This is a genomic window from uncultured Flavobacterium sp. (genome assembly GCF_951805225.1).
Classification (GTDB): domain Bacteria; phylum Bacteroidota; class Bacteroidia; order Flavobacteriales; family Flavobacteriaceae; genus Flavobacterium.
This window is the reverse complement of sequence record NZ_OX638201.1, coordinates 849,432-873,882: the sequence shown is the minus strand read 5'-3', so window position 1 is coordinate 873,882 and position 24,451 is coordinate 849,432. Positions and strand designations below refer to the sequence as shown.

Genomic DNA, 24,451 nt, shown 5'->3' with positions numbered 1-24,451 from the left:
ATGAAATATTTTAAAAATAGAACAGCATTTAAATTTGCACTGCTTTTCACCTTACTTTGTTCCTTGCAAGGCTGTAGTGATTTTCTGGAGCAAGAACCTGGTACACAAATTTCGATTACAGAACAGCTAAAAAACAAACAAGGTATGCTACAAGCCGTAAATGGTATGTATCGAGGTCTTGAAGCTAATGTACGTGGAGGCGTTTTCCCTGTTTATGCGGATGTTCAGGGCGGAAATTTAAAATTTACACCTTCAACAACAGCTAGTTCGCTAGGTTTAATTAGTATTCCGTCGCCTATTACAAATCTTTATTCTTTTGAAGATCAATCTGATAATTCTAATTTTTCGTCTTTTTACAGCAATAGTTACAGCACAATCAATCAATCGAATTTAATTTTAGAATTTGTCGATGCATTGCCGGATGCTACAGAAGCTGAAAAAAATCAAATAAAAGCCGAAGCCTTGACTGTTAGAGCTTATTCTCATTTTTTACTTAGCGAAGTTTACAGCCAAAATTACGGTTATACAGATGACGCATCACATTTAGGAATTGTTTACAACAAAGCTTCATTAGTACAAGGTCTTACTTATCCGGCGAGAGAAACTGTTGCTAATACTTATGCTTTGATAATCGCTGATATTACAACAGCAATAAATCTATATGCTGAAGCTTCGCTTTTGACTGGTCCCGCTTATTCTTATTTTAATAAAACAAGTGCAAAAGCATTATTGGCAAGGGTTTATTTGTCTAAAAAAGATTGGAAAAACGCCTACGAAACTTCCAATGATATTATTTTAAACTCAGGCGTAAGCTTAGTAAATTCAGCTGATTATATCGCACAATGGGAACAACCGGATTTGCCTGTTTCTGAAATTTTACTTGAATTTACGATTCCTAAAACTACTGACGGAACTGCCAGCGGATCATTATCTGTTCCTTTCGGATATACTTCTGCAACTGTTTATGGCGATTATGCTGCCTCTCAGGATTTATTGGATTTATACGAAAGTAATGATATCAGAAAACAATTATTTCTGGAAAAAACAATTCCAACTCTTGTCAATTTACAATTCGAAAACCTGAAATATTATTTTACCAGAAAATTTCAGGGAAATCCCGGATATGTTGCCTTTAGATTAAGTGAACAATATTTAATTCGCGCCGAAGCAGCCTTAAAACTTAATAATCCGGAGCAGGCAAAAACGGATATTAATACAATCAGAGCAAGATCTAATGCAACTTTATTGACCGACACAAACAATCTCGAAGAGCTTTTATTTCTAGAAAGAAGAAAAGAATTATGCTTTGAAGGTCATTTACTTTTTGACATTGCCAGAAACAAAAAAGACATTTCACGCAATGACGGTTGTATTTCGCTTAATTGCTCACTTACCTATCCGTCGCCAAAATATATAATGCCAATACCACGCTACAACATTAACCTTAATCCAAACTTGAAACAAAATGAATCATACTAAAATTATATCCGTATTAAGTATTGTTGTTGCCTTATTTGCATCTTGTTCTAAGGACGATTACAGGTTAGATTCTAAAAATGTTGAACCTTTTGTACGCTTCAATTTTCTGGCAACTGCTGCAGGAGTTCCGCTTGAATATCCTGCTGTAAGTACAACTTTGGCTCCAGCCACAACTTATGACAATAAATCAATTAAGAAATTAAAAGTTCCGGTAACGCTAACTTCCACAACATTAAAATCGCCTGTTACAGTCAATTTTAGCGCAGCAACATCCGGCGATGTCAATACTTTTAGCGTGGAACCCGAAAATCAATTATTGTTTGAAGGCAATAAACTGACCGATACAATTTATCTTTCGTTTGATAAAAGATGGAAAGACAAACAAGCTATAACCTTAAAATTAGAAAATACTTCTGATCCTGCAATTCATATTGGAAACCTGAATACAGCGGCACCAAATAATACTTTTACCATTAATTTGGCAGAAATAAGCACAACTTATACCATTCCTGACAAACAAATTACCATAAAAGGAATTGCTGGCGAAAAGGTCGATTTTAAAGTAAATTTCCCTAACGGATTTATTCCATCGGAAATTGAAAATCAATCTATTTTTAAATTTGTAAATGGTTTTGAATATGCATTAAGTCATGACGAATTTGGTGATAACAGAAGTTCTGTTACCTATCATTTGACACTTTTAGAAGACATACAAAACGATGATGTGAGGTTTGAAACCAAAATTACACTGATTAATTCCACAAATTATATCGCAACCGGAAATACCGTTTTACAAATCATAAAACCAATCAAATCACCACGAGATATACAAACTAATCCGGCTTCTAAATTTTACGATTTATCGAATAAATTTTACCTGACTTATGGCGAAAACTGGTTTGATAAAAGTGGTACTTGCGGCTGGCAATCTTATAATGCGTTTACGTTTCCGGTTGTCGTAGCAAAAGATTCAGAAAATGCCATATTATATAGCGATAACGGCACAAGCAATACAAATGATGATATCTATCATGATGCTTTTAAAATTGGATTTAACGTAGTTACCGGAAATTCGACTACAAATTCCTTTAACTTAAAAAGATGGTTTACAAACGAAAATGTAAACGGAGCAAATTCTCCCGGACTTAATATCACATCAGCGCTTGAATTTTTTCCAGAAAACGGAACTAGTAAAACCAATGGAAGCGTACTTGTAAATCCGCAATCGATAACAATTGCACCAAGCGGAAAAGGTCCTGACGGAAAAGATAAACCCGGTCATGTTATCGAGATTTCAGGAGAAGGAACTTATAAAGAAATAAGCGCCGGTTTGTTTGAGATTTCTTTTGAATTAAAACTAACAAACGAACTACTTTTTGGAGGAACAGTTTCATGTCAATACAGAATGTATAACAATAAAACATATCCAAAATTAGCGCCTTTAAACGAGTCTTGTCCTAAGGAAGTTACTTTGCCGTAATTTAAATTTTCGGTCGCAGTTAAACGCAAATCACCTTTGTCAGAGTTTAAAACTTTGACAAAGGTTTACGTCTAAAAAAACAAAAATGAAATTGAAAAAAACAATAATCCTTCTTTTATTCCTATTAAGTTTAACGGCTTACAAAAGCATTGATCAACCGGATTATATCGATGTTCAGGAATTGCGAAAATTATATTCAAGCGGAAATCCATCTACTTGGCCAACGCCTGAATTGGATAAAAATATAGACAAAAAAGCATTCCGTGATATTGGACTGCTTCCTGCTGTGCCTTATCCTGAATATAATCCGTATTCTAAGGAAAAAGAAAGTCTGGGTAAAATATTGTTTTTTGATCCGAGGTTATCGACAAGCGGACAAATTGCGTGCGCTTCCTGCCATAATCCGGAATTGGGCTGGACAGATAATTTAACGCGTTCTTTTGGTCATGATCGCCAAACGGGAAAACGAAATTCGATGACGATTTTAAATTCGGCGTATGCCACATCTTTATTTTGGGACGGACGTGCAAAAAGTTTAGAAGATCAAGCACAATTTCCGATTGGAGATCCTCTTGAAATGAACGAAAAACTAACAATTGCCGTTGATAAAATTGCGAAAATTAAAGGCTATAACACTCTTTTTGAAGCTGCTTTTGGAAATAAAGAAGTATCGCTGCAACGCATACAATATGCCATTGCAACTTTTGAAAGATCAATAAATAGTCCCAAAAGTAAATTTGATCAGTTTATTACCGGAAAATCTGATGCTTATACAGACTCACAAGTAAAAGGTTTGCATTTGTTCAGAACCAAAGCGCAATGCATCAATTGTCATAATACACCTTATTTTAGTGACAATCAATTTCATAATGACGGACAAACTTTATTTGGAACAAAAAATGAAGATTTCGGGCGTTATAATGTTACCAAAAACAAAGCAGATATTGGAAAATTCAGAACGCCAACGCTGCGTGAAGTCGTAAACACAAAACCATGGATGCATCACGGGCATTTTCCGTCTTTATTGGATGTTGTAGAATTATACAATTTAGGAAATCCCTCGCCTGTTCAGAAAAAATATCTGGGTACAGAACGCGATTCTTTGATTCCAAAAGTGGATCCAATGCTTAAAAAACTGGATTTAAACAAAGAAGAAATTAATGATCTTTTGGCTTTTATAGAAACGTTGAGTACACCAACCCGAAGAATTATAATTCCAACATTACCGAAATAATTTAGTTTGTAATTTGCCCCATAAAATTTCAAACCTGCAAAGCCCGTTTCATTAATTTGAAATGGGCTTTTTTATTTTTTATTCACAACTAAATTATTTCCGAATAAAAATTACTGTTTAAAATATTTGTATTTCAAAAACTATATCGTAATATTGCAATATAAAAATAAAAGCAATGGGAGCGACTAAAACAGAACATTTTACAGATAAGCAAAACCAAATCGCAACTATTGCTAAAGCATTAGGACATCCAGCAAGAATCGCCATTATAGAATATCTTTTGAAAGTAAACGAATGTATTTGTGGTGATATTGTAAACGAATTGCCACTTGCGCAACCTACCGTTTCTCAACATCTTAAAGAACTTAAAAATGCCGGACTTATAAAAGGTAATATCGAAGGAAATGCCATTTGTTATTGCATCAACGAGGAAACTTTTGATGTTCTAAAAGCTTATTTTTCGAATATTATTACTGTCACTAAAGATCAGAAATGTTGCTAAAACATTTTTTTTATTATCTATATCGTAATATTGCATTAAACCTATAAAACAAAAACAATGAAACTATCAGACATTAAACGTATACTTCCAACACTTGAAAACGTAGAATTTCAATTAGAAAACGGGACTTTTGTTCCAGAACATTTCCATGTTACAGAAGTTGGAATGATCTCAAAAAACTTTATTGATTGTGGCGGCGTAATTCGTCATGAAAAAGCAGTAAACTTTCAGCTTTGGAATGCAGATGATTTTGAACATCGATTAAAACCAACCAAACTTTTGAATATCATTACTCTTTCTGAAGAAAAATTAAACATTGAAGATTTAGAGATCGAAGTCGAATATCAAAGCGAAACAATTGGCAGATATGATTTAGAATTCAATGGTAAAAATTTTATTCTGAAAAGTAAAACTACAGCTTGTTTAGCGCAAGATGCGTGCGGAATTCCTTCGCAAAAGCAAAAAATAAGCTTGACTCAATTGCATACAGACTCAGGAAATTCTTGTTCACCAGATTCGGGTTGTTGTTAATTATATTTTCAAATCAAGAATTAAAATATGCCTTTAGGCATTATATATTGGTAGTAATTTAGATTAAAAACGCAACAGCGTGCCGTAGGTACGAAACAAAACGATGACCATTGCGTACCTACGACACGCTAGATACATTTCCGATTTATTTTTTTACCAATATGTTGTGCTTAAAGGCATAAAAAAACCTTCAAAATTTTGATTTGAATATGTTCGACCTATTAATTAAATACAAAAAACCAATTATCATCACCGCATCTGTTATTGTATTGCAGCTTATTTTTGGCTTTGAACCAAAGTTTTGCATTATCAATATCATTTGGTTATTAGTTTAAAATTATGAAAAAGAAGATTCTCGTACTTTGCACCGGAAATAGTTGCAGAAGTCAAATTGCCGAAGCTTATTTAAGGCATTTTTTTGATGATAAAGCCGAAATTTATAGCGCCGGAGTCGAAACACACGGTGTAAATCCAAGAGCGATTGCAACGATGAAAGAAGATGGAATTGATATCTCAAATCATACATCGAATCATGTTGATGAATATGAAAATATTGATTTTGATATTGTAATTACCGTTTGTGACAATGCCAAAGAACGCTGTCCGTTTTTGCCAACAAAAGCTAAAAAACTACACCAAAACTTTCCTGATCCTGCAAAAGCGACAGGAACTGAAGAAGAAATTTTAAGCGAATTCAGACGTGTCAGACAAATGATTAAGGAATATTGCAGCACATTAAAAATTTCTTAATTGCTGCAGAATTAAAATAAAAAAGCCTATTTACGAATCTTGGAAATAGGCTTTTTATTTTAGAACTGAACTCTAAATTTGAGTTTCCGTTTTATTTAAGCGATTGTTTTAGCTCTGTTATTTTCTTGCTAATTCTGGTGCGATAATCTGCGTCAGTATTTAATTCTGCTGCTTTTGTATAACTCAATAAAGCATTTTTTAGATCTTTATTTACTTCATAAGCTTCTGCTAAACTATCATAAACATTACTTGATTTTGGATATTCTTTTGCATTTAGACTAAAAACCGAAACTGCTTCGGGCACTTTCTGATCGTGATATAAAAGTACATATCCAATTCTGTTAAGATGTTCTTCTAAATTGACATTAGCGTATTTTGGATCTTTTTTTAAAGCATTAAAAGTATTTTTTAAGCCTGAAACGTTTTCCTGTGCACTTTTCATTAAAGTTTCATACGCCACAAAACCATAATCTATGATATCACTATCAACAATATTAGCAATATGATTGATTATATCTTCGACATTTGCATCACTTCCAATTCCGTTTGCCAGGAATATAATACTCAAATTATCTTTCGGAAAATTTCTGTACGCAACTCTTCTTCCTCCCGAAAAACCATATGATATGTGACCGTTTATATTGCGTTCATCCCAACCTAAAGTAAATTTATAATCTGTTTTTGTGAACGGAAATAAAGTCCACATTGTGTTTTTAGTTTTCTCATTAATGAGTTTATTTTCGTTGAATTTACTATCCCATTTTATAAACTCAGCCATAGTAATATTTATACCATTACAGCTATTCAAGTAACTTCCGTTATTAGAAAGTCCGATTTGCATTTTACCGCCCGAAAAATTATTGTAAGGCGTAACTCTGTTTGCAAAAATATCTCGAGAATCTGTAGAGAAAAAAACATCTTTATTATCCGCTTGACTTCCAAACTGATTTTCAATTATAAAAGTTTCAATATTTTGCTTGCTTATGATTTCTATAATCTTTTGAAGCAACCAAAAATTGGTTTGATTGTACTCATATTTTTCGCCTTTCTCAAATTGAATAGCATCAGCAAAAACTTTTGCTTTAGCCTCATTTTCCTGCAATTGTTCATAATTTACAATATCCGGAAGCCCTGAAGAATGTGAAACTAAATGTTTTATTTGTACAAAATTCCATGTTGCTGGCAAATCAGGAAGATACTTTGAAATAGGATCTTCTAATGCCAGTTTGTTTTGTTCAATCAATTGAAAAACTCCTGTAACAATAATCGTTTTTGTCAAAGAATAAATTCTAAAAATAGATTTATCAGAAACTGGTATATCAAACTCAATATTTGCTTTTCCGTAATTATTTCGGTGAATGATCTTGCCATTTTTAATTACCGCAACAGCAATTCCGGGCATACTATATTTGGTTGTAACCTCAGTTAAATATTGATCAATCTTAGCACTTGATTCCTTTGTTGTCTTTGTCTGTTCTTGTGCTGTTAAAAACGAAAAGGATAAAATTGCGGTAAGCGAAATAAATAGTTTTGTCATAGCAAATGGTTTTCAAATATAATAGACGCTACTTTTTTGTTTTTGTGACAGTTATTGAAACTTTTTTTATTTGGATAACGTTTACTCTTCAAACAGAACATCAAACTTTTTTATCAAAATGCTCTTTTTGGCTTTCTTTTCTAAAGCAATAAAAATGTATTTATCATTAAAATATAAGATTTCAGGAGTTTTTGAATAACAATCTTTTTTCTCAATATCATGAAGCAAAACCTGAATATTTTCTATACCTGAAAAATCTTTTGAAACTTTCGAAAAACAGATAAGTGTAATTGTCATATTCAATATTAATACAATCGATACATATAGACCAAAAGTTAGCATTTTATCAAATATTTTTTCAAAACATGCATAAATAAGACTTGTCAAAATGCTTAAAAGGACCAAGGCCTTCCATAAAGAGTTAAAATCTTTTAATTGCATAATATCACCAATAGCAACATAAAACAATCCAATCATTATAATCGCAATAATCAACGATACAATTACAACGTTATGTTCGAATTTAGTATTTGCTTCTGTTAATGGTGTTTTAGAATTTCTTCTATTTTTAATATTTTGAAAAACAATTGAAACTGGAAAAACAAAAAAACCTAAAACAAGTAAACCATCAGAAATCAATTGTGAAATTGAAAAAAAACGAATCATATTTGATGAAATAGAACCTAACATCCATACTTGCCATATTCCGCCTAATATTGTTGGCACGATAGCAAACATAGTTATGTTCTCTTTTATAATATTATAATAATTCTTTAGATATTCATTCATCCGTTTTTACTTTCAAACATACTAAAAATTATTTATTCGTGTTATCATTAATAATAATTTAAAAGCTCTTTTTTAACACGATACTTCTTCTTATAATAATTTCTTATTCTTTCATTGAAGTATAAAATAGTTTCTTAATCAGAATTCTATAACCGTTTTTTAAATTTGTTTGAAACAAAATGAAGCCTTTGCTTCCCTATAAAAGCCTACTATTATGAAACTACAGCATATTCAAATTCAAACCAACAATATTCCCGAAACTACGGCATTTTACAGAGATATTCTCGAATTGCCAATTATAGAAAAAACATCACAATCGGTTACCGTTAAAGCGGGAAGTTCTATTTTAAAATTTATAGAAAATCCTGATTTTAATTCTATGTATCATTTTGCTTTTAATATTCCGGAGAACAAACTTGAAGAAGCAATAAAATGGTGCAACGACAAAATTGATTTAGTGGTTATTGAAGATAAACGTGTAATTGCCAATTTTGAAACCTGGAATGCCAATGCGATTTATTTTTATGATAACAATGGTAATTTATTGGAGTTTATTGCGAGACATGATCTTGATAATTTGCAGATAAAAGATTTCAGTTCTAAATCAATATTAAATATTAGCGAAATTGGTATTGTTGATGAAGATCCAATAGAATTAGGAACACATTTAATAGAAGATTATGGTCTTTCTTTTTTTGCTAAAAACTTTAATAGCGAAAATTTTGCTGCAATTGGAGACGACGAAGGCTTGCTTATCATTGTAAAGCCTTATCGCAATTGGTATCCAACGCAAACACCTTCTCAAAGTAATAAAACAAAAGTCAGAATTGAAAATAACAGCGATTCTATAGAATTATCTTTCGAATAATAAAATTTCAAAAAATACATTAGGCCCAATTCTTATGAATTGGGCTTTTTTTATGTTTCAATTTATAATTTGGAACATAATATCTTAAAAACCAAACCTTAAAAACAAATAACTTTACGTGAACTAATTCTTACCTAAACAAGAACTTAGTCCGTAACACAAATAGAACCCCTTAAAAACAATTTTCATGAATTCATCAAAAAAATTAAACAGGATTGAAATAACGATGAAATTATCCTTTCTTATTTTATTGTTATTCGGAATTTCTACAAATATTGTAGCTCAAAAAAGCAAATCAAAACCTAACATTTTAATTATTTTTGGCGATGATGTGGGAGTTACAAACGTAAGTGCTTACAGCCGTGGTTTAATGGGCTTTACGACTCCCAATATCGACAAAATTGGTAACGAAGGAGCTGTTTTTATTCAATATTATGCACAGCAAAGTTGTACCGCCGGTCGTGCTGCACTTATTACAGGACAATCTCCTTATCGTACAGGTTTGACAAAAGTTGGATTACCGGGATCTCCGGTTGGTTTGCAAAAAGAAGATCCAACAATTGCCGAATTTCTAAAACCTTTAGGATATATGTGTGGTCAGTTTGGTAAAAATCACCTTGGAGATCAGGACAAATACTTGCCAACCGAACATGGATTTGATGAGTTTTTTGGGAATCTGTATCACTTAAATGCTGAGGAAGAACCAGAAAATCCTGATTATCCAAAAGGAGCAGAATTTAAAAAAGCATTTGGTCCTCGTGGTGTTTTAAAAGCAACTGCAGGCGGAAAAGTAGAAGATACAGGACCTTTAACTAAGAAAAGAATGGAAACTGTAGATGAAGAATTTTTGGCTGCAGCCAAAGATTTTATCACCAAATCAGCTAAAGCAGGAAAACCTTCTTTTACTTGGTTTAATAGTACCAGAATGCACGTTTTTACTCATTTAAAACCTTCTTCTTTAGGGAAAACAGGTTTAGGAACTCAAGCTGACGGAATGGTTGAACATGATGCAATGGTTGGTGAACTTTTAAAATTACTAGACGATCTTAAAATTGCCGATAATACGATTGTAATCTGGTCTACGGATAATGGTGCAATGAAAAACCAATGGCCTGACGGAGGTTCTTCTCCGTTTCGTTCAGAAAAAGATACCAACTGGGAAGGCGCTTATCGTGCTCCCGCTGTGGTTCGCTGGCCGGGAGTTATCAAACCGGGAAGTAATTTAACCGGATTATTTTCGGCAGAAGATTGGTTGCCTACTTTAGTCGCTGCGGCCGGAGGTGATCAAAATTTAGTACAAAGTGCTCAAAATGGTGTTCAGGAAGGAAGTAAAAACTTCAAAGTTCACTTAGACGGTTACAATCAATTGTCGTATTTAAAAGGTGAAAGCGGAAGTAATCGTCATGATTTTGTTTATTTTGATGATGACGGTAATTTGGTTGCGTATCGTGATGACCGTTTTAAATATACTTTTGCCGCTCAATATGCCAAAGGAATGGAAATATGGCGTGACCCAATGGTAAAATTAAGAGGTCCGTTTATAATTGACTTATTAGCAGATCCTTTTGAATATGCTGTGGATGGTTCTATAGGATATGAAAAATGGATGATTGATCGTGCGTTTTTAATTTTACCCGCAGTATCAAAAGTCGCTGCGTATCTGGAAACTTACCGTAAATTTCCGCCACGTCAGGCTCCGGCAACATTCTCAATAGATGAAGTAATTGCAAAATTGCCGAAACCACAAATTGAACGATAGTTTTCTATAAAATATAAACCCCGAAAGAAATTTTCGGGGTTTTCTTTTGAATTTTATTACTCTTTAAAAAAGAAGATTTATCTTTATGTTTCAACTTTAAATAAAAATCCAAATGCCATTTGTACGAATCAGCCTTCCTAACATACTTTCACTAGAAACTAAAAATAATATTTCAGAATCTGTTCATCAGGCTTTAGTCGAAGAATTTCATATTCCGAAAGATGATTATTTTCATATAATTGAAGAATTAGAACCTCATCAAATAAAATATCCGGAAAGTTATCTTGGTGTTTCCCATTCTGATTCTATTATTTATGTTCAAATAACAGCCGGACAAGGCAGAACCCGTGAACAAAAGAAGAAATTATACCTCCAAATTGCAACCAAAATTTCGACCTCAACAGAAATCCAGATCAACAATATTATTATTGTTTTATTAGAAAATAATGGTCTTGAAAATTGGTCTTTTGGAAATGGAGAAATTCAGAGTTCTGCACATTTAATGAATTTATAACTTTTTGACAAAATATACTTGGGCATAAAAAATTAAACACATAGAGACATAGTTTTTTATATGTAAAATAAGGAGACAAAAAGAAATACATTTCTTTCACATAAATAATCCCGAAGCGTAATGTCATTAACTTAAGAGGAAATCTACAAAGTTATTTAACAGTTTAATCAAGAAAGTAATTAGAAAAATCCGTTTTTATCAGCGTTTTCGCTTTAGCGAATCAGTAAAATCAGCGTCTAATTTTGACGCGGATAAAACGGATTTACTTCGTAAAACACAGATAAAAACGGATTTTACTTTCTAAAAAGCTTCGCCAATTCGGAAATAAAGTCCCCAATCTCCTTTTCCGACAGCGGCGTCAAGTCCAACATTAAATTTTTCAGTTTTAAAAGCTCTGTAACGAAAACCAGCTCCGGCACCGGGATATAATTTCCAATTGAAGTTTTCCGTATCAGAACCATAAATCGTAGCAACGCCAGCAAAGCCGACAAGTCCCATTTTTTTACCAAAATTATATCGATATTCAGCTTGTAAATCCATAAGTCCGTCGCCACGATATTTTCCTTCAGAATATCCTCTGATATCTTCATTTCCAATAGTTACTTGCTGTTCGAAAGCAATATTTCCTAAACCAAATTTACCCGAAAAACGAGCTGCGAGAACGTCAACTCCATTTCGCATTGGAAAATATTTATTAAATTCTGATAATATTTTATTCGCACTTACATCATTTCCAAACCATTTGGGATAACTCAACCATCGCAATTTGATTTTATCACCTTTGGTAGGATAATAAACGGCATCGCGGGTATCGTACATCATTAATAACTGCAAACCATTTGTATGCGTTATAGAAGTTGGCTGAACATTGTCTTCGTATTTGGTGTCATAATGCGCATAAGCATAACCAAGTCCTGCATACAACGCTTTTATTACTTTGCGCTGTAAACTAAAGTTGACCATCGTAGTTTTAGTTCCGTAATTGTAAAAATCCGGAGTATCAATATCATCCACAAAATATTGGGCGTTTTGATTGCCTGTTGCCACAAAAAATTGTGCACGCCAGCGATCTTCATTAATATACCATTTATTGAATGAAGCTATAAAATAAGATTTATTGGTTGTATATACTGCCGAAATTCCTGAAAGCGATTTAGGCGAAATAGTATCTGCTTTGTTTAATTTGTACATCATCATTGGGATTGCTCCAAACATAAAATCAAGAGTACGATTGTAGTTTAGATAAGGCATCACATTAAAATCAATGTTCTTCTTTTTTGCCTTAGCTGTTTTGGTACTATCTATAGTTTTTGTTTGTGTCCACGCCGCCGAACAACTTAAGAATAATAGTATGGAAAGGAAAAGTACTTTCTTCATAATTTTGTTTTTGAGGTATAAAAACAAAGCTAATACTTCACTGAAAAACAATACTTTAATTTAATTAATCTTGTGTTTCATATTCGAAAATGCAACCATCTTTACAAGTTTTTAAGTCTAAAATTGTTCGGAAAACAGGATAATCTGAAAAAGTAATTTTTACAATCTCTCTATTATTTCTTTACATTTACAATTCTGCTTTTAGTATTATGACTCAAGAAAACATTCCTTTTAGTATCGTCGAAAAATGGCTTACAGCTTGGACATTATCCAGAAATTTACCTTTGCCTGCAAAATACAAATCAGGATTTATGGTCGAAGTTGGCTATGAAAATCAAAAAAGACGTTATGTTTTTCCTCAACTTAATGATAATTTTTTTGAATTGTCAGAATCTATAAATGAGCCTTGGATTTTTCTAAAAGTTTGCGCTTCTGTTGATGAATTAAAAGATAGAATTTCTGATAAATGGATTATTCAGCCACAAGGTTATATGATGACTTGTTTTCATCCGATGAATATTTTAAATAGCAATTTAAACGATAATTATACCTTAGAATTTGAACAATATAATACAACTTTTCTTGTCCGAATTGTTACTAAAGAAGGACAATTAGCCTCAACAGGACGCGTTGTTCTTGTTGATGATTTAGCAGTTTATGATCGAATTTCAACCGAACCTCAACATAAAAGAATGGGTCTTGCTACTTTTCTGATGAAAGAATTGGAGAAGATTGCTTTAGCAAATAACATTCACAATAATTTTTTGGTTGCAACCGAAGAAGGCAAATCATTATACCAGTCTTTAGGATGGGAAGTTTATTCTCTTTATACATCTGTTGTAATTCCTGATAATAATTAAAAAGAATAAAAAAACCGTTTCAAATTTTACTCTGAAACGGCTTCTCTTTATATTAAAAATTAAAACTTCATTTTCTGTATTCTTACAGCGTTTAGTATCGCTAATAATGCAACTCCGACATCGGCAAAAACAGCTTCCCACATTGTAGCTAATCCTCCGGCGCCAAGAATTAATACAAAAGCTTTTACAACAAAAGCAAGTGTAATATTCTGCCAGACAATCTTTTTGGTTTGTTTTCCAATATTAATCGCCATTGGAATTTTGCTTGGTTTATCGTCCTGAATTACAACATCGGCGGTTTCGATTGTGGCGTCACTTCCTAATCCTCCCATCGCAATCCCAACAGTGCTTAAAGCGATAACCGGCGCATCATTTACACCATCGCCAACAAAAGCTACAGTTTCATTTTTTGCTTTTATCTCGTTTAGTTTATCGACTTTGCCTTCCGGAAGTAAATCTCCAAACGCATTTGTAATGCCTAATTTATTGGCAACAAACTGAACCACATTGGTTTTATCGCCACTTAGCATTGTTACTTTAACGCCCAAAGCTTTTAATTTATTTACAGCTTCTTGTGCGTCTTCTTTAATTTCGTCTGCAATGGTCAAATATCCTGCAAATTTTTTATCGTATGCAATTGCAATCGTCGTATAAACAACTGAATTTGGATCAATATCATATTTAATATTGAATTTATCCAATAATTTAAAATTCCCAACATGCAATTCTTTTCCGTTAATTTCAGCTTTTAATCCATGTCCAGAGATTTCTTCGACATTTTTCAATTCGATTGAAGCATCAATTTTTCCAACGTGATTATGAATCGCCGTCGCCACCGGATGTGTACTCTGACTTTCGATAACATTGACAAATTTTAAGATTTCTTCTTTATCAAATTCCTCGGCAATAATAACTTCCTGAACTTTAAAAACGCCTTCAGTCATTGTTCCGGTTTTATCCATCACAACATTCTGAATCGTTGATATACTATCAAGAAAATTACTTCCTTTAAACAAGATTCCGTTTTTACTCGCAGCGCCAATTCCGCCAAAATAACCTAACGGAATACTAATAACCAAAGCACAAGGACATGAAATTACCAAGAAAACTAAAGCTCTGTACAACCAATCGCTAAAAACATAATTATCTACAAAAAGCCACGGTAATACACAAATAGCAATTGCCAGATAAACAACAATTGGCGTATAAATCTTGGCAAATTTTCTAATGAATAACTCTGCTGGCGCTTTTTTAGTCGTGGCATTTTGTACCATTTCTAAGATTTTAGAAAGTTTACTATCGTTATAAGCCGTTGTCACTTTTACAAGCGCAATAGTGTTTCCGTTAATCATTCCTGCCAGAACCGTTTCTCCTTTTATCTTAGTATCAGGTTTGCTTTCACCGGTAAGTGCCGCTGTATTAAACGAAGCTGTATCTGATAACAATTCGCCATCTAATCCTAGTTTTTCTCCCGCTTTAAGCTGAATAATTGATCCTATTTTTGCATCGGCAGCTTTGACTTTTGTGGCAACATTATTTTCTAAAACATTCACCTCATCCGGACGTTGATCTAATAAGCTTTTGATATTTGATTTTGCCCGGCTAACCGCCAATCCCTGAAAGTTTTCACCAATAGTATAAAACAACATTACGGCAACTCCTTCTGGAAATTCTCCAATCGCAAAAGCTCCAATTGTAGCGATACACATCAGGAAAAATTCTGAGAAAACATCGCCTTTCATAATGCTTTCATAAGCTTCTCTCAAAACAGGAAGTCCAACCGGTAAATAGGCAATTACGTACCAACCAATTCTAACATAACCAGTAAACCAGGTTTGCGGAAAATAATTGTCTAACCCAATCCCAATAAGTAATAAAACAAATGAGATTATCGCTGGCAAAAACATTCTAAATAAACCGCCATCGGCATTATGTTCATGATCGTGTCCGTCTCCGTGATCATGTCCGTCATTTTCAGAGTGAACGGGTTCTTCATGTGAACAACAGCACGTAGATTGTTTTGGTTTCTTTTTTATTATTTTTTCTTCTGTATGTATATGTTCCATAAAATGGGTTTCAAGTTTTATCTAAATAGCTTCTAAATTTACGGATTTTGTCTCAAATGTTTTTATGTTAGACTATTTTTAATCTCGCAAAGACGCGAAGTCGCAGAGTTTTTTAAGTTTCTTTTGATTTTCGATATTAAAACTTAAAAACATAATACCTGAAAACTTTGCGACTCTGCGACTTTACGAGCAATTCTACACGAACTAAAACGTCAGAACCTTAGTATCTCAGCACCTTAGTCCCTTAAAAAAAATCAATGTTCATGTTCTCCTCCGCCTTTCAATGCCGATAACAAATAAAAAGCTCCTTTCGTAACAATTTTAGCATCAGGCTCAATTTTATCTACAAACTTTACCTCCGTAAAACCAAGATCTGTTGTGCCCGGAATCACTTCAATTGCTTTAAAATGGATTTCTTTTTCATGTACTGTTCCTTTTTCTGCTGCCTTTTCTTCGTGTTTCTCTTCATGATCTTCTTCCTGAACAAACACAAAATACTTATCTGCATTTCGAACCACGGCATCTTTTGGTAAAGCCGGAACCGTCGTATTTGTAATATTGATATTTGCCGAAACATACATTCCCGGAATTAATCCTTTGGCATCTGCCGGATCAATTTTGGCGTGAACAGCAACGGTTTTACTTTCATTAGAAAATGATTTATTGATTCCGAATATCTTTCCTTTAATAGATTTATTCGACTGATTCGTCAAGACAAAGTCAATAACTTGCCCAACCGAAATTGAACCTAAATCTTTCTCATAAACATTCAAATCAAGATGCATCTGCGTATTATCAACCACTTCAAATAATGTTACTCCACTTTGTGCGAACGCACCTTTTGCAATCTTTATATTTCCCACATAACCACTTATTGGCGCTACGATTGGCACTAACGAAGTACTTCCTTTTGTGCTCACATTCAAAGCGTCTAATTTATTTTTTGCTGCTTGTGCTCTCGCTCTTTCTGCAGCTAATTTTGATTTTACTTCCTGAAAAACTTTCCTTGGATTCACATTCTCGTCGCTCAATGTTTTCTGACGATTGTATTCTAATTGCAAATATTCGATATTGGCTGTAGCCGAATGATAATCTTCCTGCATTTCGATTACTTCCAGATTCTGAATCGTAGCCAGAACTTTGCCTTTATTCACAAAAGTGCCTTCCAGAACAAAAATATCTTTCACCGTTCCTCCTATCAAAGTCGAAACTTCTGCAGAATTTTGCGGCGGAACCGTTGTATAACCGTTTGCTTTTATAATCTTGTTCAGGTTTCTGTTTTCTACAATTCCTGTTTCGATTCCAACGGTTTTATATTGAGATTCGTTTAAAGCGACTTCTGTTTGTGATTTCTCTTCTTCAGGCGCTTCTTCGGTTTTCTTTTCATTGCAAGATGCAAAGGATATAACCGCAAGGCACGCAAGGAAAAAGCGCAAGGCACGCAAGGAAATTAAACTTTGCGAACTTTGCGAAAAATCTATTGCGTTCTTTGCGGTTAAGTTTTTAACTATATTTTTCATTTTAATTGTTTTTGATGGTTGGGAATTGAAGTTCGATAGCGCTTTGATTATAATTATGAGTTGCCTCTGTATATTGTTTTTTAATATCAATTGCCTGATTTAAAAAACTGATATACGACCAATAACTCAAATCACCATTGGCATAACTCTTTTGCGCCGTACTTATGATTTGATCGGCATATTGCGATCCTTCTTTTTGATAATAATCTAATGCTTTTTGCTGCTTTTTGAAGTTGTTTTCTAATTCTTGCTTTTGCAGATTCAGCGCTAATTTATTTTTATCTAAAGCCAATTGCGATTGCGAAATACTTATTGCTGAAGCCTGTGCTTTTGCAGTATTTACGCCTCCAAATAACGGAATTTGCAATCCTGCCGTAAAACCCTGAAACAAAGATTCAGTATTGATCGTTTGTGCAAAATAACCCAATCCTAATTTAGGCGTTCGCATTGCTCTATACGTATTTGCTTCTTTTTGATATACCGAAATTTGTTGCTGATAATAATCCGTCATTAAACCTTCGACTTTCAAATTTCCTTCTTCTTTTACAATCGAATATTGCAAAGCTGTGTTTTCATCCGGAACAATATTTTGATCCGTTTCGATAAAAAACTGCAATTGTTTTTGGTAAATAGCTAAATCATATTCTAATTGTTCTTTTTGCGTTTCGATCTCTTTTACTTTCGCTTTAGCGCTAATAACTTCAATGTTTCCGCTTTCTCCGGTTTGAAACCGAAGTTCTGCATTCTTTAGAAATTTGGTATAAATATCATTTAATTCCGAGTTCAATTTCTGAATCGAAACTCCGTACAAATACTGGTAATACGCCAACGTAACTGCTTTTTCTAATTCGTAAGAAGATAAAGCTTTTCGTTTTTCTGCCAATTTTACCAGTTCTTCCTGTAATTGTCTATTGGCTTTCGTAATATTTCCTATTGGAAAAAACTGCTGAATAGAAACATTATGATCAAAATCGGCACTATTAAATTGCCCGCCTTGATATTGCACCTGAAGCGGTTCCGGCTGAAATGCCGTCTTTTTAAGAACTGTTTGTCTTTGTATTTCTTTATCGGCAATTTTTAACTCGATGTTGTTTGATTTGGCAAGTTCTATTGCTTTTTCCAGGCTAATTTTTTCTTGTGCTTGCGAAATTGTGCTAACCAATAGGAACGTGATTAACCATAAAGTTTTATTCGTCAATTGGAGCGTGTTTAACCGCAAAGCTCGCAAAGGAAGATTCGCAGAGTTCGCAAAGGGGTTTGTGTTTAAGTTATATCTTGTGTCTTTCATCTTGTCTCTTTTTAATCTTCATTGCGTTCTTCGCGTAAATCTTGTCGTTCTTTGCGGTTAATTCCACGTTCCAACAGTAAGTACAAAATCGGTAAAACGATTAATGTCAATAAAGTTGCTGAAACTAAACCTCCAATAACTACGGTTGCTAAAGGTTTCTGAACTTCTGCTCCTCCGCTTGTCGATAATGCCATTGGCAAAAAGCCTAAAGAAGCTACGGCTGCAGTCATTAAAACGGGACGTAATCTCGTTTTGGTTCCAATTAAAACTCTTTGTAGCGGATCTAATATTCCTTCGGTTTTAAGCTGATTGAAATACGAAATCAATACGATTCCGTTTAAAACCGCGATTCCGAATAAGGCAATAAAACCAATTCCTGCCGAAATACTAAAAGGCATTCCGCGTAACCAAAGCGCAAAAACTCCTCCAATCGCGGATAATGGAATTGCGGTAAAAATTAATCCTGCTTGTTTGAAACTTTTAAAAGTGAAATAAAGCAATACCAATATTAATCCTAAGGCAATTGGCAACGCAACCGAAAGTCGTTTTGTAGCTTCGATTAAATTCTCAAACTGACCGCCATACGTTACATAATAACCTGCAGGAAGTTTATAATTTTTGTCCAGCTTTTGCTGAATTTCTTCGACAACACTTTTAATATCACGTCCACGAACGTTTAATCCAACGGTGATTCTACGTTTTCCGTCTTCGCGAACAACTTGCACCGGACCTTGCTCATAATCTACCGTCGCAACTTGCGAAAGCGGGACTTGCTGACCATTCGGCAACGGAATAAACAAATTACTCACATCTGTAATATCGGCGCGATTGTTCTCATTCATTCGCACGACAACATCAAATCGCTTGCTTTCATCATAGATTTTTCCGGCACTTTCTCCGGCAAACGACGAACGAATGATTCGGTTTATGTCTGAGATATTCAATCCGTATAAAGCGATTTTATTGTAATCGTATTTAATCGTTATTTGAGGTAAACCCGTTACTTTATCGGCTTTTAAGTCGGCAATTCCTTTGATATTTTTAATTTTCGAAATTAACTCTGCTGCTTTTGAGTCCAGAATTTCCAGATCATCACCAAAAATTTTAATGGCGATATCGCTTCGGCTTCCGGTCATTAATTCGTTAAAACGCATTTGAATAGGTTGCGAAATCTCAATATTAGCGCCTGGAATTACTTCCATTTCTTCTTTCATGGCGTTTGCTAAATCTTCCCAATTATGGTATTTGCCTTTCCATTCTTTTTTGTCTTTCAAAACAATAATCACATCACCACTTTCGATTGGCATTGGATCTGTCGGGATTTCACCGCTTCCTATTTTGGTTACGATGGTTTTAATCTCAGGAAATTTGGCTTTTAGAATCTGTTCGTATTTTGTGGTCGTTTCTACCATCTGCGTAAGCGAACTTCCGGTCATAATTGTAGCATTTATAGCCAAATCACCTTCTTCGATTGTTGGAATAAATTCTCCTCCCATACTATTAAAAACAATTAATCCGAGAGCAAATAAACCAACTGATATTCCTAAAACAATCTTTTTAAATTGCAGTGCTTTCTCCAGAAATGGCGTATAAATGGATTCTAACCAAGCCATCATTCTGTCACTGAAATTTTCTTTGTGTTCTGTATTTTTAGACAAGAATAAAGCGCTCATCATTGGCACATAAGTCAGCGAAAGGATAAAAGCACCAATAACGGCAAAACCAACGGTCATCGCCATAGGTCTGAACATTTTTCCTTCGGTTCCTATTAATGCGAGGATTGGCAAGTAGACAATTAGAATAATGATTTCTCCAAAAGCGGCACTATTTCTGATTTTTGAAGCCGAATTATAGACTTCAGCATCCATTTCGCCTTGTGATAATTCTTTTTTACGTTTAAGTTGTTGCAGATGATGCATTGTGGCTTCAACAATAATTACGGCTCCGTCGACAATTATTCCAAAGTCGATTGCGCCCAAACTCATTAAATTTCCGCTTACGCCAAAGGCATTCATTAAAATAATAGCAAAAAGCATCGCTAACGGAATCACCGAAGCTACGATTAAACCAGCGCGAAGATTCCCCAGAAATAAAATCAAGACAAAAATCACGATTAAAGCTCCTTCTAATAAGTTTTTTGTCACGGTTCCTATTGCATTATCAACCAATTTTCCTCGGTCGATGAAAGCTTCGGCAACAACACCTTCGGGTAAACTTTTATTAATCTGAATCATTCTTTCGTGGATTCTGTTGACTACAGCGCTTGAGTTTTCGCCTTTTAACATCAAAACTAAACCGGAAACAATTTCGCCTTTACCATCTTTTGTAGAAGCTCCGTAACGCAAAGCAACACCTTCTCTGACTTCGGCAACATCGCGAACTAAAACTGGCGAACCATTTCGGTTTTTAACTACAACATTTCCTAAGTCTTTTGTGCCTTTTGCCATTCCAACGCCACGAATAAAATAAGCGTATTGATCTTTTTCGATATAAGCACCTCCGGTATTTTGATTGTTTTTTTCCAGTGCCTCAAAAATTTCGGTAATTGTAACTCCCAGACTGTTTAGTGTATTTGGGTTTACGGCGATTTCGTATTGTTTAAGTTTTCCGCCCCAGGTACTTACATCGGCAACGCCTTTGACTCCTTGCAATTGCGGAATAATTATCCAATCCTGTATGGTTCTTAGTTTTACAGCATCGTATTTGTTTTCATAGCCTTTTTTGGCATAAACATCGTATTGATAAATCTCGCCTAAACCTGTTGAAATTGGCGCTAATTCCGGCGAACCTGCATAAGCAGGAATATTTTCTTCGGCTTGTTTTAAACGTTGAAATATTTGTTCTCTTGCCCAGTAAATATCAACATTGTCTTCAAAAACAACGGTTACAACTGATAATCCAAAACGAGAAATACTGCGAAGTTCTATAATATCCGGAACTGTTTTTACGGCTTGTTCCAGCGGATATGTTATTAATTGCTCGACTTCCTGACTTGCCAATGTTGGTGCCGTTGTAATAATCTGTACTTGATTATTGGTAATATCCGGCAAGGCGTCAAGCGGCAATTGTTTGAGCGAATAGCTTCCCCAAGCTATTAAAATAAGGGTAAATAATAGTATAACAAACTTGTTCTTTATACTAAACTGTATGATTTTATCTAACATTTTAATGGTATAATGATATGAGAAATGAGGCAAAGTTTTGCCTATTTGAATACTGTGGAAAATCCACAACTCTCTATCCCAAAGCCCATTTTATTGGGTTGGGCATCATTATGCTATTTGAGGGGGTTGCCAAATACTTCCGTAGAAATTGGAAGCAAAAACAGAATTATAACTTGGTAATTGAATCGAAATGATAGAATTTACGCTCTGAAAATCAAAAGTTTCAACGGTTTGATAACTCAAAACCTGCGCGCCACAGCAATTACAGGCACAAAACGGAGAACATAAATCATTGTCTTTGTCGTGCGAATGATTTGCTTCTGATGAAAATTGGGCTGTTTTATGAACGGCGCTATCTACTTCCATATCTGCACAAGGCATATTTGAAAGCGCCAATAAATAAACTGACAATATAATTGCTATCCATTTCACGGTACAAAAATACTATTTATTTCTATTCAAAAATTTAAATAATTGAAAATGCTATTTCGGGAGAACAACAAATATCTTACAAAACTGATCGATTTTTTTTTCGGTTTAAATGTGTACTTTCTTGAAAAATATTGCAACTGGTAAGAAAATTTATTTAACTTTAACAATAATTAACATATTTTCTAAAAACAAAACACCGCTCCATTTTTAATCCAATACATTGAAATACAAAAGATAAGAAGATATTTTACATAAGAATACATTAGTACATATTATTTTACGCAGTTCTATAATTAATTAATTTTATAATACTACAAAATCAATGAAATGTAACACACTAATATCAGCCTTATTATTACTCTTTAGCATTCAGATTTTTGGACAGGTTTACACCGATAAAATCGTAGGAGAAAAAAATCAAGTTCTAAAAGACAGTCTTAAAATCGAAAACTATCCATATGCTTTACCTATTTGGGGAGAAAAAGTAGCTCAAAAAGGATACAATCTACCATATTCTGCGGGACTTTCTGTAAATTATTTTTGGCAGGATTCTGATATTACTATAAAAAATCTTGAAGTAGGTTTCAATAATGGTCCAATGTATGATTTGGATGAAATTGTTCGTTTCGATAAATCTTCAGTCGAAGTTGGTGCACTTACTATCAGACCTGATATTTGGCTTCTTCCTTTTTTAAATGTGTACGGAATTTTTGGAAAAGCAAAACCAACAACTAAGATAAATGCAGGAATTTGGGTTCCTGACGCAGATAATAACTGGTCTCAAGTTGCCAGTTTTGGTACCAAAGCCAATTTTGATGCTACAACATTTGGATTTGGATTAACGCCTACTATTGGTATTGGCGGCGGATGGTTAGCACTTGACATGAATATGTCCTGGAGCGATGTTAGCTCTTTAGACAAACCTGCATTCTCTTATATTTTTGGACCAAGATTAGGTAAAACTTTTAAACTTCGTAAACCGGAAAGAAATATTGCATTATGGGTTGGTGGTTTTAGAGTTCATATTGAAGGAAATACGAAAGGAAATATAGCTTTGTCTGATGTATTAAATCTAGATAATGCGCAGCAAAAAGTTGATGACGGATTGGCAAAAGTTTCTGAAAATCAAACAAAAGTCAATACTTGGTGGGACGGATTATCGCCTGCGCAACAAGCAAATCCTATAAATGTTGCGAAACATAATACTGCAAATAGAGCACTCGAAAAAGCCGGAACCTTCCTGACAACTTTGGATGGAGCGTTGAGTACTGCAGATAATTCAACGGTACAATATTCGCTTCAGAAAGCGCCTAAAGATATGTGGAACTTTATTGTTGGATCTCAATTTCAATACAACAAACATATTATGTTTAGAGTCGAGGCCGGGTTTTTAGGCTCTCGTACCCAATATTTAGCTGGTCTTCAATATCGTTTTGGACTTTAACCCAATTATATGAAAAAAGGTTTATTATTGCTTTTTGCACTGCTTTGCTTTGCTCCTGCTCATTCGCAAGTTTTAATTTCCTTGATTTTTGGAAATAAACTGAATTCGCCATTTCTGGAATTTGGTTTAGAAGGCGGTATTAATCTCTCCACGATTTCTGGTTTGGATACTTCGGGCACAGAACCAGGTTTTAATCTTGGTTTTTATTTTGATATTCGATCTCATAAAAATCCCGAATGGATGATTAATACTGGCGTGATCGTAAAATCGCCAATGGGTGCGCATGGATTGCCTGTATATTCGTTAAACGATGCAAATCTGGATAATACGTTTGCCAACGGAAGTGTTAATCGTGAATTACGCTATTTTAATGTGCCTATTTTAATAAAGTACCAATTCAAAAACGGAATTTACTTTAAAACCGGACCTCAATTTGGTTTATTAGCCAAAGCTTTTGATGAAATCAAGCAAGAATATGATAAAGATGATGTGATTTATAAAAAGAATATCCGAGATCAAATTCGTGTTATCGACGCCGGAGTTGCTCTTGGCGCGGGTTATCATATGAATATTGGAAACGGATTGAATTTTACTGTTCAATATTACTACGGATTGGTTCCTGTAATGAAAGGCGACGGTCCAAATGTTTACAACAGATCTTTGTACATTACAGCAGGAATCCCGATTGGAAAAGGAAAAGCGGCACAAAGAAGAGCAGATAAAGAAGCTGAACTCAACAAAGTTATTCTTCCTTCAGACGAAGCGCCTCAGCCTAAAAAGTAATTTTTGACCCGTTGAGTTTAATTACTCATTCTATTTCCTTCCGCTTGACGTATAAAAAAATTAAACACATAGAA

At 34.1% G+C, this 24,451-nt stretch carries 20 protein-coding genes; 12 read left to right on the top strand and 8 right to left on the bottom strand.

Features of this window, described 5'->3' with window-relative positions:
- The 6 genes from WN975_RS03835 to WN975_RS03810 all read left to right on the top strand — a co-directional run bounded on the left by WN975_RS03835 (nucleotide 1) and on the right by WN975_RS03810 (nucleotide 5,976).
- A complete protein-coding gene (locus WN975_RS03835; RefSeq protein ID WP_337965298.1) occupies nucleotides 1-1,479 on the top strand; it encodes a RagB/SusD family nutrient uptake outer membrane protein in 1,479 nt (492 codons plus the stop codon).
- The gene (locus tag WN975_RS03830) at nucleotides 1,466-2,959 is read left to right on the top strand and encodes a hypothetical protein (protein WP_337965297.1); all 1,494 of its coding nucleotides are present in this window, start codon (nucleotides 1,466-1,468) and stop codon (nucleotides 2,957-2,959) included. Before WN975_RS03835 ends, WN975_RS03830 begins: the two co-directional genes overlap by 14 nt.
- An 85-nt stretch (nucleotides 2,960-3,044) precedes the next feature.
- Entirely contained in the window at nucleotides 3,045-4,193 is a 1,149-nt protein-coding gene (locus WN975_RS03825; protein WP_337965296.1) for a cytochrome c peroxidase, read from the top strand.
- Nucleotides 4,194-4,368: 175 nt separating this feature from the next.
- The gene (locus WN975_RS03820) at nucleotides 4,369-4,695 is read left to right on the top strand and encodes a metalloregulator ArsR/SmtB family transcription factor (RefSeq protein ID WP_337965295.1); all 327 of its coding nucleotides are present in this window, start codon (nucleotides 4,369-4,371) and stop codon (nucleotides 4,693-4,695) included.
- Nucleotides 4,696-4,752: 57 nt separating this feature from the next.
- Nucleotides 4,753-5,226 (top strand): DUF6428 family protein, encoded by a 474-nt coding sequence (locus WN975_RS03815; protein WP_337965294.1) that lies wholly within the window; start codon nucleotides 4,753-4,755, stop codon nucleotides 5,224-5,226.
- Between the two features lie 339 nt (nucleotides 5,227-5,565).
- A complete protein-coding gene (locus tag WN975_RS03810; RefSeq protein WP_337965293.1) occupies nucleotides 5,566-5,976 on the top strand; it encodes an arsenate reductase ArsC in 411 nt (136 codons plus the stop codon).
- A gap of 91 nt (nucleotides 5,977-6,067) precedes the next feature.
- Here WN975_RS03810 and WN975_RS03805 read toward each other — a convergent pair whose 3' ends face one another.
- Nucleotides 6,068-7,513, bottom strand: coding sequence for a serine hydrolase (locus tag WN975_RS03805; RefSeq protein WP_337965292.1), 1,446 nt, complete (start codon nucleotides 7,511-7,513; stop codon nucleotides 6,068-6,070).
- Between the two features lie 81 nt (nucleotides 7,514-7,594).
- A complete protein-coding gene (locus tag WN975_RS03800; RefSeq protein WP_337965291.1) occupies nucleotides 7,595-8,302 on the bottom strand; it encodes a hypothetical protein in 708 nt (235 codons plus the stop codon).
- Between the two features lie 214 nt (nucleotides 8,303-8,516).
- Between WN975_RS03800 and WN975_RS03795 the strand changes: the two genes are divergently transcribed.
- The 3 genes from WN975_RS03795 (at nucleotide 8,517) to WN975_RS03785 (ending at nucleotide 11,443) form a co-directional block, all read left to right on the top strand.
- Nucleotides 8,517-9,170, top strand: a complete 654-nt coding sequence (locus tag WN975_RS03795; protein WP_337965290.1) for a VOC family protein — start codon at nucleotides 8,517-8,519, stop codon at nucleotides 9,168-9,170.
- 187 nt (nucleotides 9,171-9,357) lie between these two features.
- Nucleotides 9,358-10,929 (top strand): arylsulfatase, encoded by a 1,572-nt coding sequence (locus WN975_RS03790; protein ID WP_337965289.1) that lies wholly within the window; start codon nucleotides 9,358-9,360, stop codon nucleotides 10,927-10,929.
- A 112-nt stretch (nucleotides 10,930-11,041) separates the two neighbouring features.
- On the top strand, nucleotides 11,042-11,443 hold the full coding sequence (locus tag WN975_RS03785; RefSeq protein ID WP_337965288.1) for a tautomerase family protein: 402 nt from the start codon (nucleotides 11,042-11,044) through the stop codon (nucleotides 11,441-11,443).
- Between the two features lie 300 nt (nucleotides 11,444-11,743).
- On the opposite strand, the gene WN975_RS03780 is transcribed toward WN975_RS03785, so the two are convergent.
- Nucleotides 11,744-12,820 (bottom strand): BamA/TamA family outer membrane protein, encoded by a 1,077-nt coding sequence (locus tag WN975_RS03780; protein WP_337965287.1) that lies wholly within the window; start codon nucleotides 12,818-12,820, stop codon nucleotides 11,744-11,746.
- Nucleotides 12,821-13,029: 209 nt separating this feature from the next.
- Here WN975_RS03780 and WN975_RS03775 point away from each other — a divergent pair, with 209 nt between their 5' ends.
- Entirely contained in the window at nucleotides 13,030-13,680 is a 651-nt protein-coding gene (locus WN975_RS03775) for a GNAT family N-acetyltransferase (protein WP_337965286.1), read from the top strand.
- Between the two features lie 59 nt (nucleotides 13,681-13,739).
- On the opposite strand, the gene WN975_RS03770 is transcribed toward WN975_RS03775, so the two are convergent.
- The 5 genes from WN975_RS03770 to WN975_RS03750 form a co-directional block, all read right to left on the bottom strand.
- Nucleotides 13,740-15,746 carry a heavy metal translocating P-type ATPase gene (locus tag WN975_RS03770; RefSeq protein WP_337965285.1) on the bottom strand — a complete coding sequence of 669 codons (2,007 nt, stop codon included), beginning with the start codon at nucleotides 15,744-15,746 and terminating at the stop codon, nucleotides 13,740-13,742.
- Between the two features lie 254 nt (nucleotides 15,747-16,000).
- Nucleotides 16,001-17,266, bottom strand: coding sequence for an efflux RND transporter periplasmic adaptor subunit (locus tag WN975_RS03765; RefSeq protein WP_337965284.1), 1,266 nt, complete (start codon nucleotides 17,264-17,266; stop codon nucleotides 16,001-16,003).
- Between the two features lies 1 nt (nucleotide 17,267).
- Nucleotides 17,268-18,464: a TolC family protein gene (locus WN975_RS03760; protein WP_337965283.1), complete on the bottom strand. Its 1,197-nt coding sequence runs from the start codon at nucleotides 18,462-18,464 to the stop codon at nucleotides 17,268-17,270.
- A 101-nt stretch (nucleotides 18,465-18,565) separates the two neighbouring features.
- Complete coding sequence (locus WN975_RS03755; protein ID WP_337965282.1) at nucleotides 18,566-21,718, bottom strand: CusA/CzcA family heavy metal efflux RND transporter; 3,153 nt, start codon at nucleotides 21,716-21,718, stop codon at nucleotides 18,566-18,568.
- A 108-nt stretch (nucleotides 21,719-21,826) separates the two neighbouring features.
- Nucleotides 21,827-22,150, bottom strand: coding sequence for a hypothetical protein (locus WN975_RS03750; protein ID WP_337965281.1), 324 nt, complete (start codon nucleotides 22,148-22,150; stop codon nucleotides 21,827-21,829).
- A 322-nt stretch (nucleotides 22,151-22,472) separates the two neighbouring features.
- On the opposite strand from WN975_RS03750, the gene WN975_RS03745 reads away from it, so the two are divergent.
- Together WN975_RS03745 and WN975_RS03740 are read left to right on the top strand one after the other, a co-directional pair.
- Nucleotides 22,473-23,594: a hypothetical protein gene (locus tag WN975_RS03745; RefSeq protein WP_337965280.1), complete on the top strand. Its 1,122-nt coding sequence runs from the start codon at nucleotides 22,473-22,475 to the stop codon at nucleotides 23,592-23,594.
- 9 nt (nucleotides 23,595-23,603) lie between these two features.
- On the top strand, nucleotides 23,604-24,377 hold the full coding sequence (locus tag WN975_RS03740; protein WP_337965279.1) for a porin family protein: 774 nt from the start codon (nucleotides 23,604-23,606) through the stop codon (nucleotides 24,375-24,377).
- Nucleotides 24,378-24,451: the final 74 nt, after the last annotated feature.

Excerpts from the sequence above, each read along its gene's own strand:
- WN975_RS03785 (WP_337965288.1), top strand. The coding sequence starts at position 11,042 with ATGCCATTTGTACGAATCAGCCTTCCTAACATACTTTCACTAGAAACT.
- WN975_RS03745 (WP_337965280.1), top strand. The coding sequence starts at position 22,473 with ATGAAATGTAACACACTAATATCAGCCTTATTATTACTCTTTAGCATT.
- WN975_RS03765 (WP_337965284.1), bottom strand. The coding sequence starts at position 17,266 with ATGAAAAATATAGTTAAAAACTTAACCGCAAAGAACGCAATAGATTTT.
- WN975_RS03830 (WP_337965297.1), top strand. The coding sequence starts at position 1,466 with ATGAATCATACTAAAATTATATCCGTATTAAGTATTGTTGTTGCCTTA.
- WN975_RS03800 (WP_337965291.1), bottom strand. The coding sequence starts at position 8,302 with ATGAATGAATATCTAAAGAATTATTATAATATTATAAAAGAGAACATA.
- WN975_RS03770 (WP_337965285.1), bottom strand. The coding sequence starts at position 15,746 with ATGGAACATATACATACAGAAGAAAAAATAATAAAAAAGAAACCAAAA.
- WN975_RS03775 (WP_337965286.1), top strand. The coding sequence starts at position 13,030 with ATGACTCAAGAAAACATTCCTTTTAGTATCGTCGAAAAATGGCTTACA.
- WN975_RS03815 (WP_337965294.1), top strand. The coding sequence starts at position 4,753 with ATGAAACTATCAGACATTAAACGTATACTTCCAACACTTGAAAACGTA.
- WN975_RS03790 (WP_337965289.1), top strand. The coding sequence starts at position 9,358 with ATGAATTCATCAAAAAAATTAAACAGGATTGAAATAACGATGAAATTA.
- WN975_RS03825 (WP_337965296.1), top strand. The coding sequence starts at position 3,045 with ATGAAATTGAAAAAAACAATAATCCTTCTTTTATTCCTATTAAGTTTA.
- WN975_RS03740 (WP_337965279.1), top strand. The coding sequence starts at position 23,604 with ATGAAAAAAGGTTTATTATTGCTTTTTGCACTGCTTTGCTTTGCTCCT.
- WN975_RS03835 (WP_337965298.1), top strand. The coding sequence starts at position 1 with ATGAAATATTTTAAAAATAGAACAGCATTTAAATTTGCACTGCTTTTC.
- WN975_RS03780 (WP_337965287.1), bottom strand. The coding sequence starts at position 12,820 with ATGAAGAAAGTACTTTTCCTTTCCATACTATTATTCTTAAGTTGTTCG.
- WN975_RS03810 (WP_337965293.1), top strand. The coding sequence starts at position 5,566 with ATGAAAAAGAAGATTCTCGTACTTTGCACCGGAAATAGTTGCAGAAGT.
- WN975_RS03795 (WP_337965290.1), top strand. The coding sequence starts at position 8,517 with ATGAAACTACAGCATATTCAAATTCAAACCAACAATATTCCCGAAACT.
- WN975_RS03820 (WP_337965295.1), top strand. The coding sequence starts at position 4,369 with ATGGGAGCGACTAAAACAGAACATTTTACAGATAAGCAAAACCAAATC.
- WN975_RS03805 (WP_337965292.1), bottom strand. The coding sequence starts at position 7,513 with ATGACAAAACTATTTATTTCGCTTACCGCAATTTTATCCTTTTCGTTT.
- WN975_RS03755 (WP_337965282.1), bottom strand. The coding sequence starts at position 21,718 with ATGTTAGATAAAATCATACAGTTTAGTATAAAGAACAAGTTTGTTATA.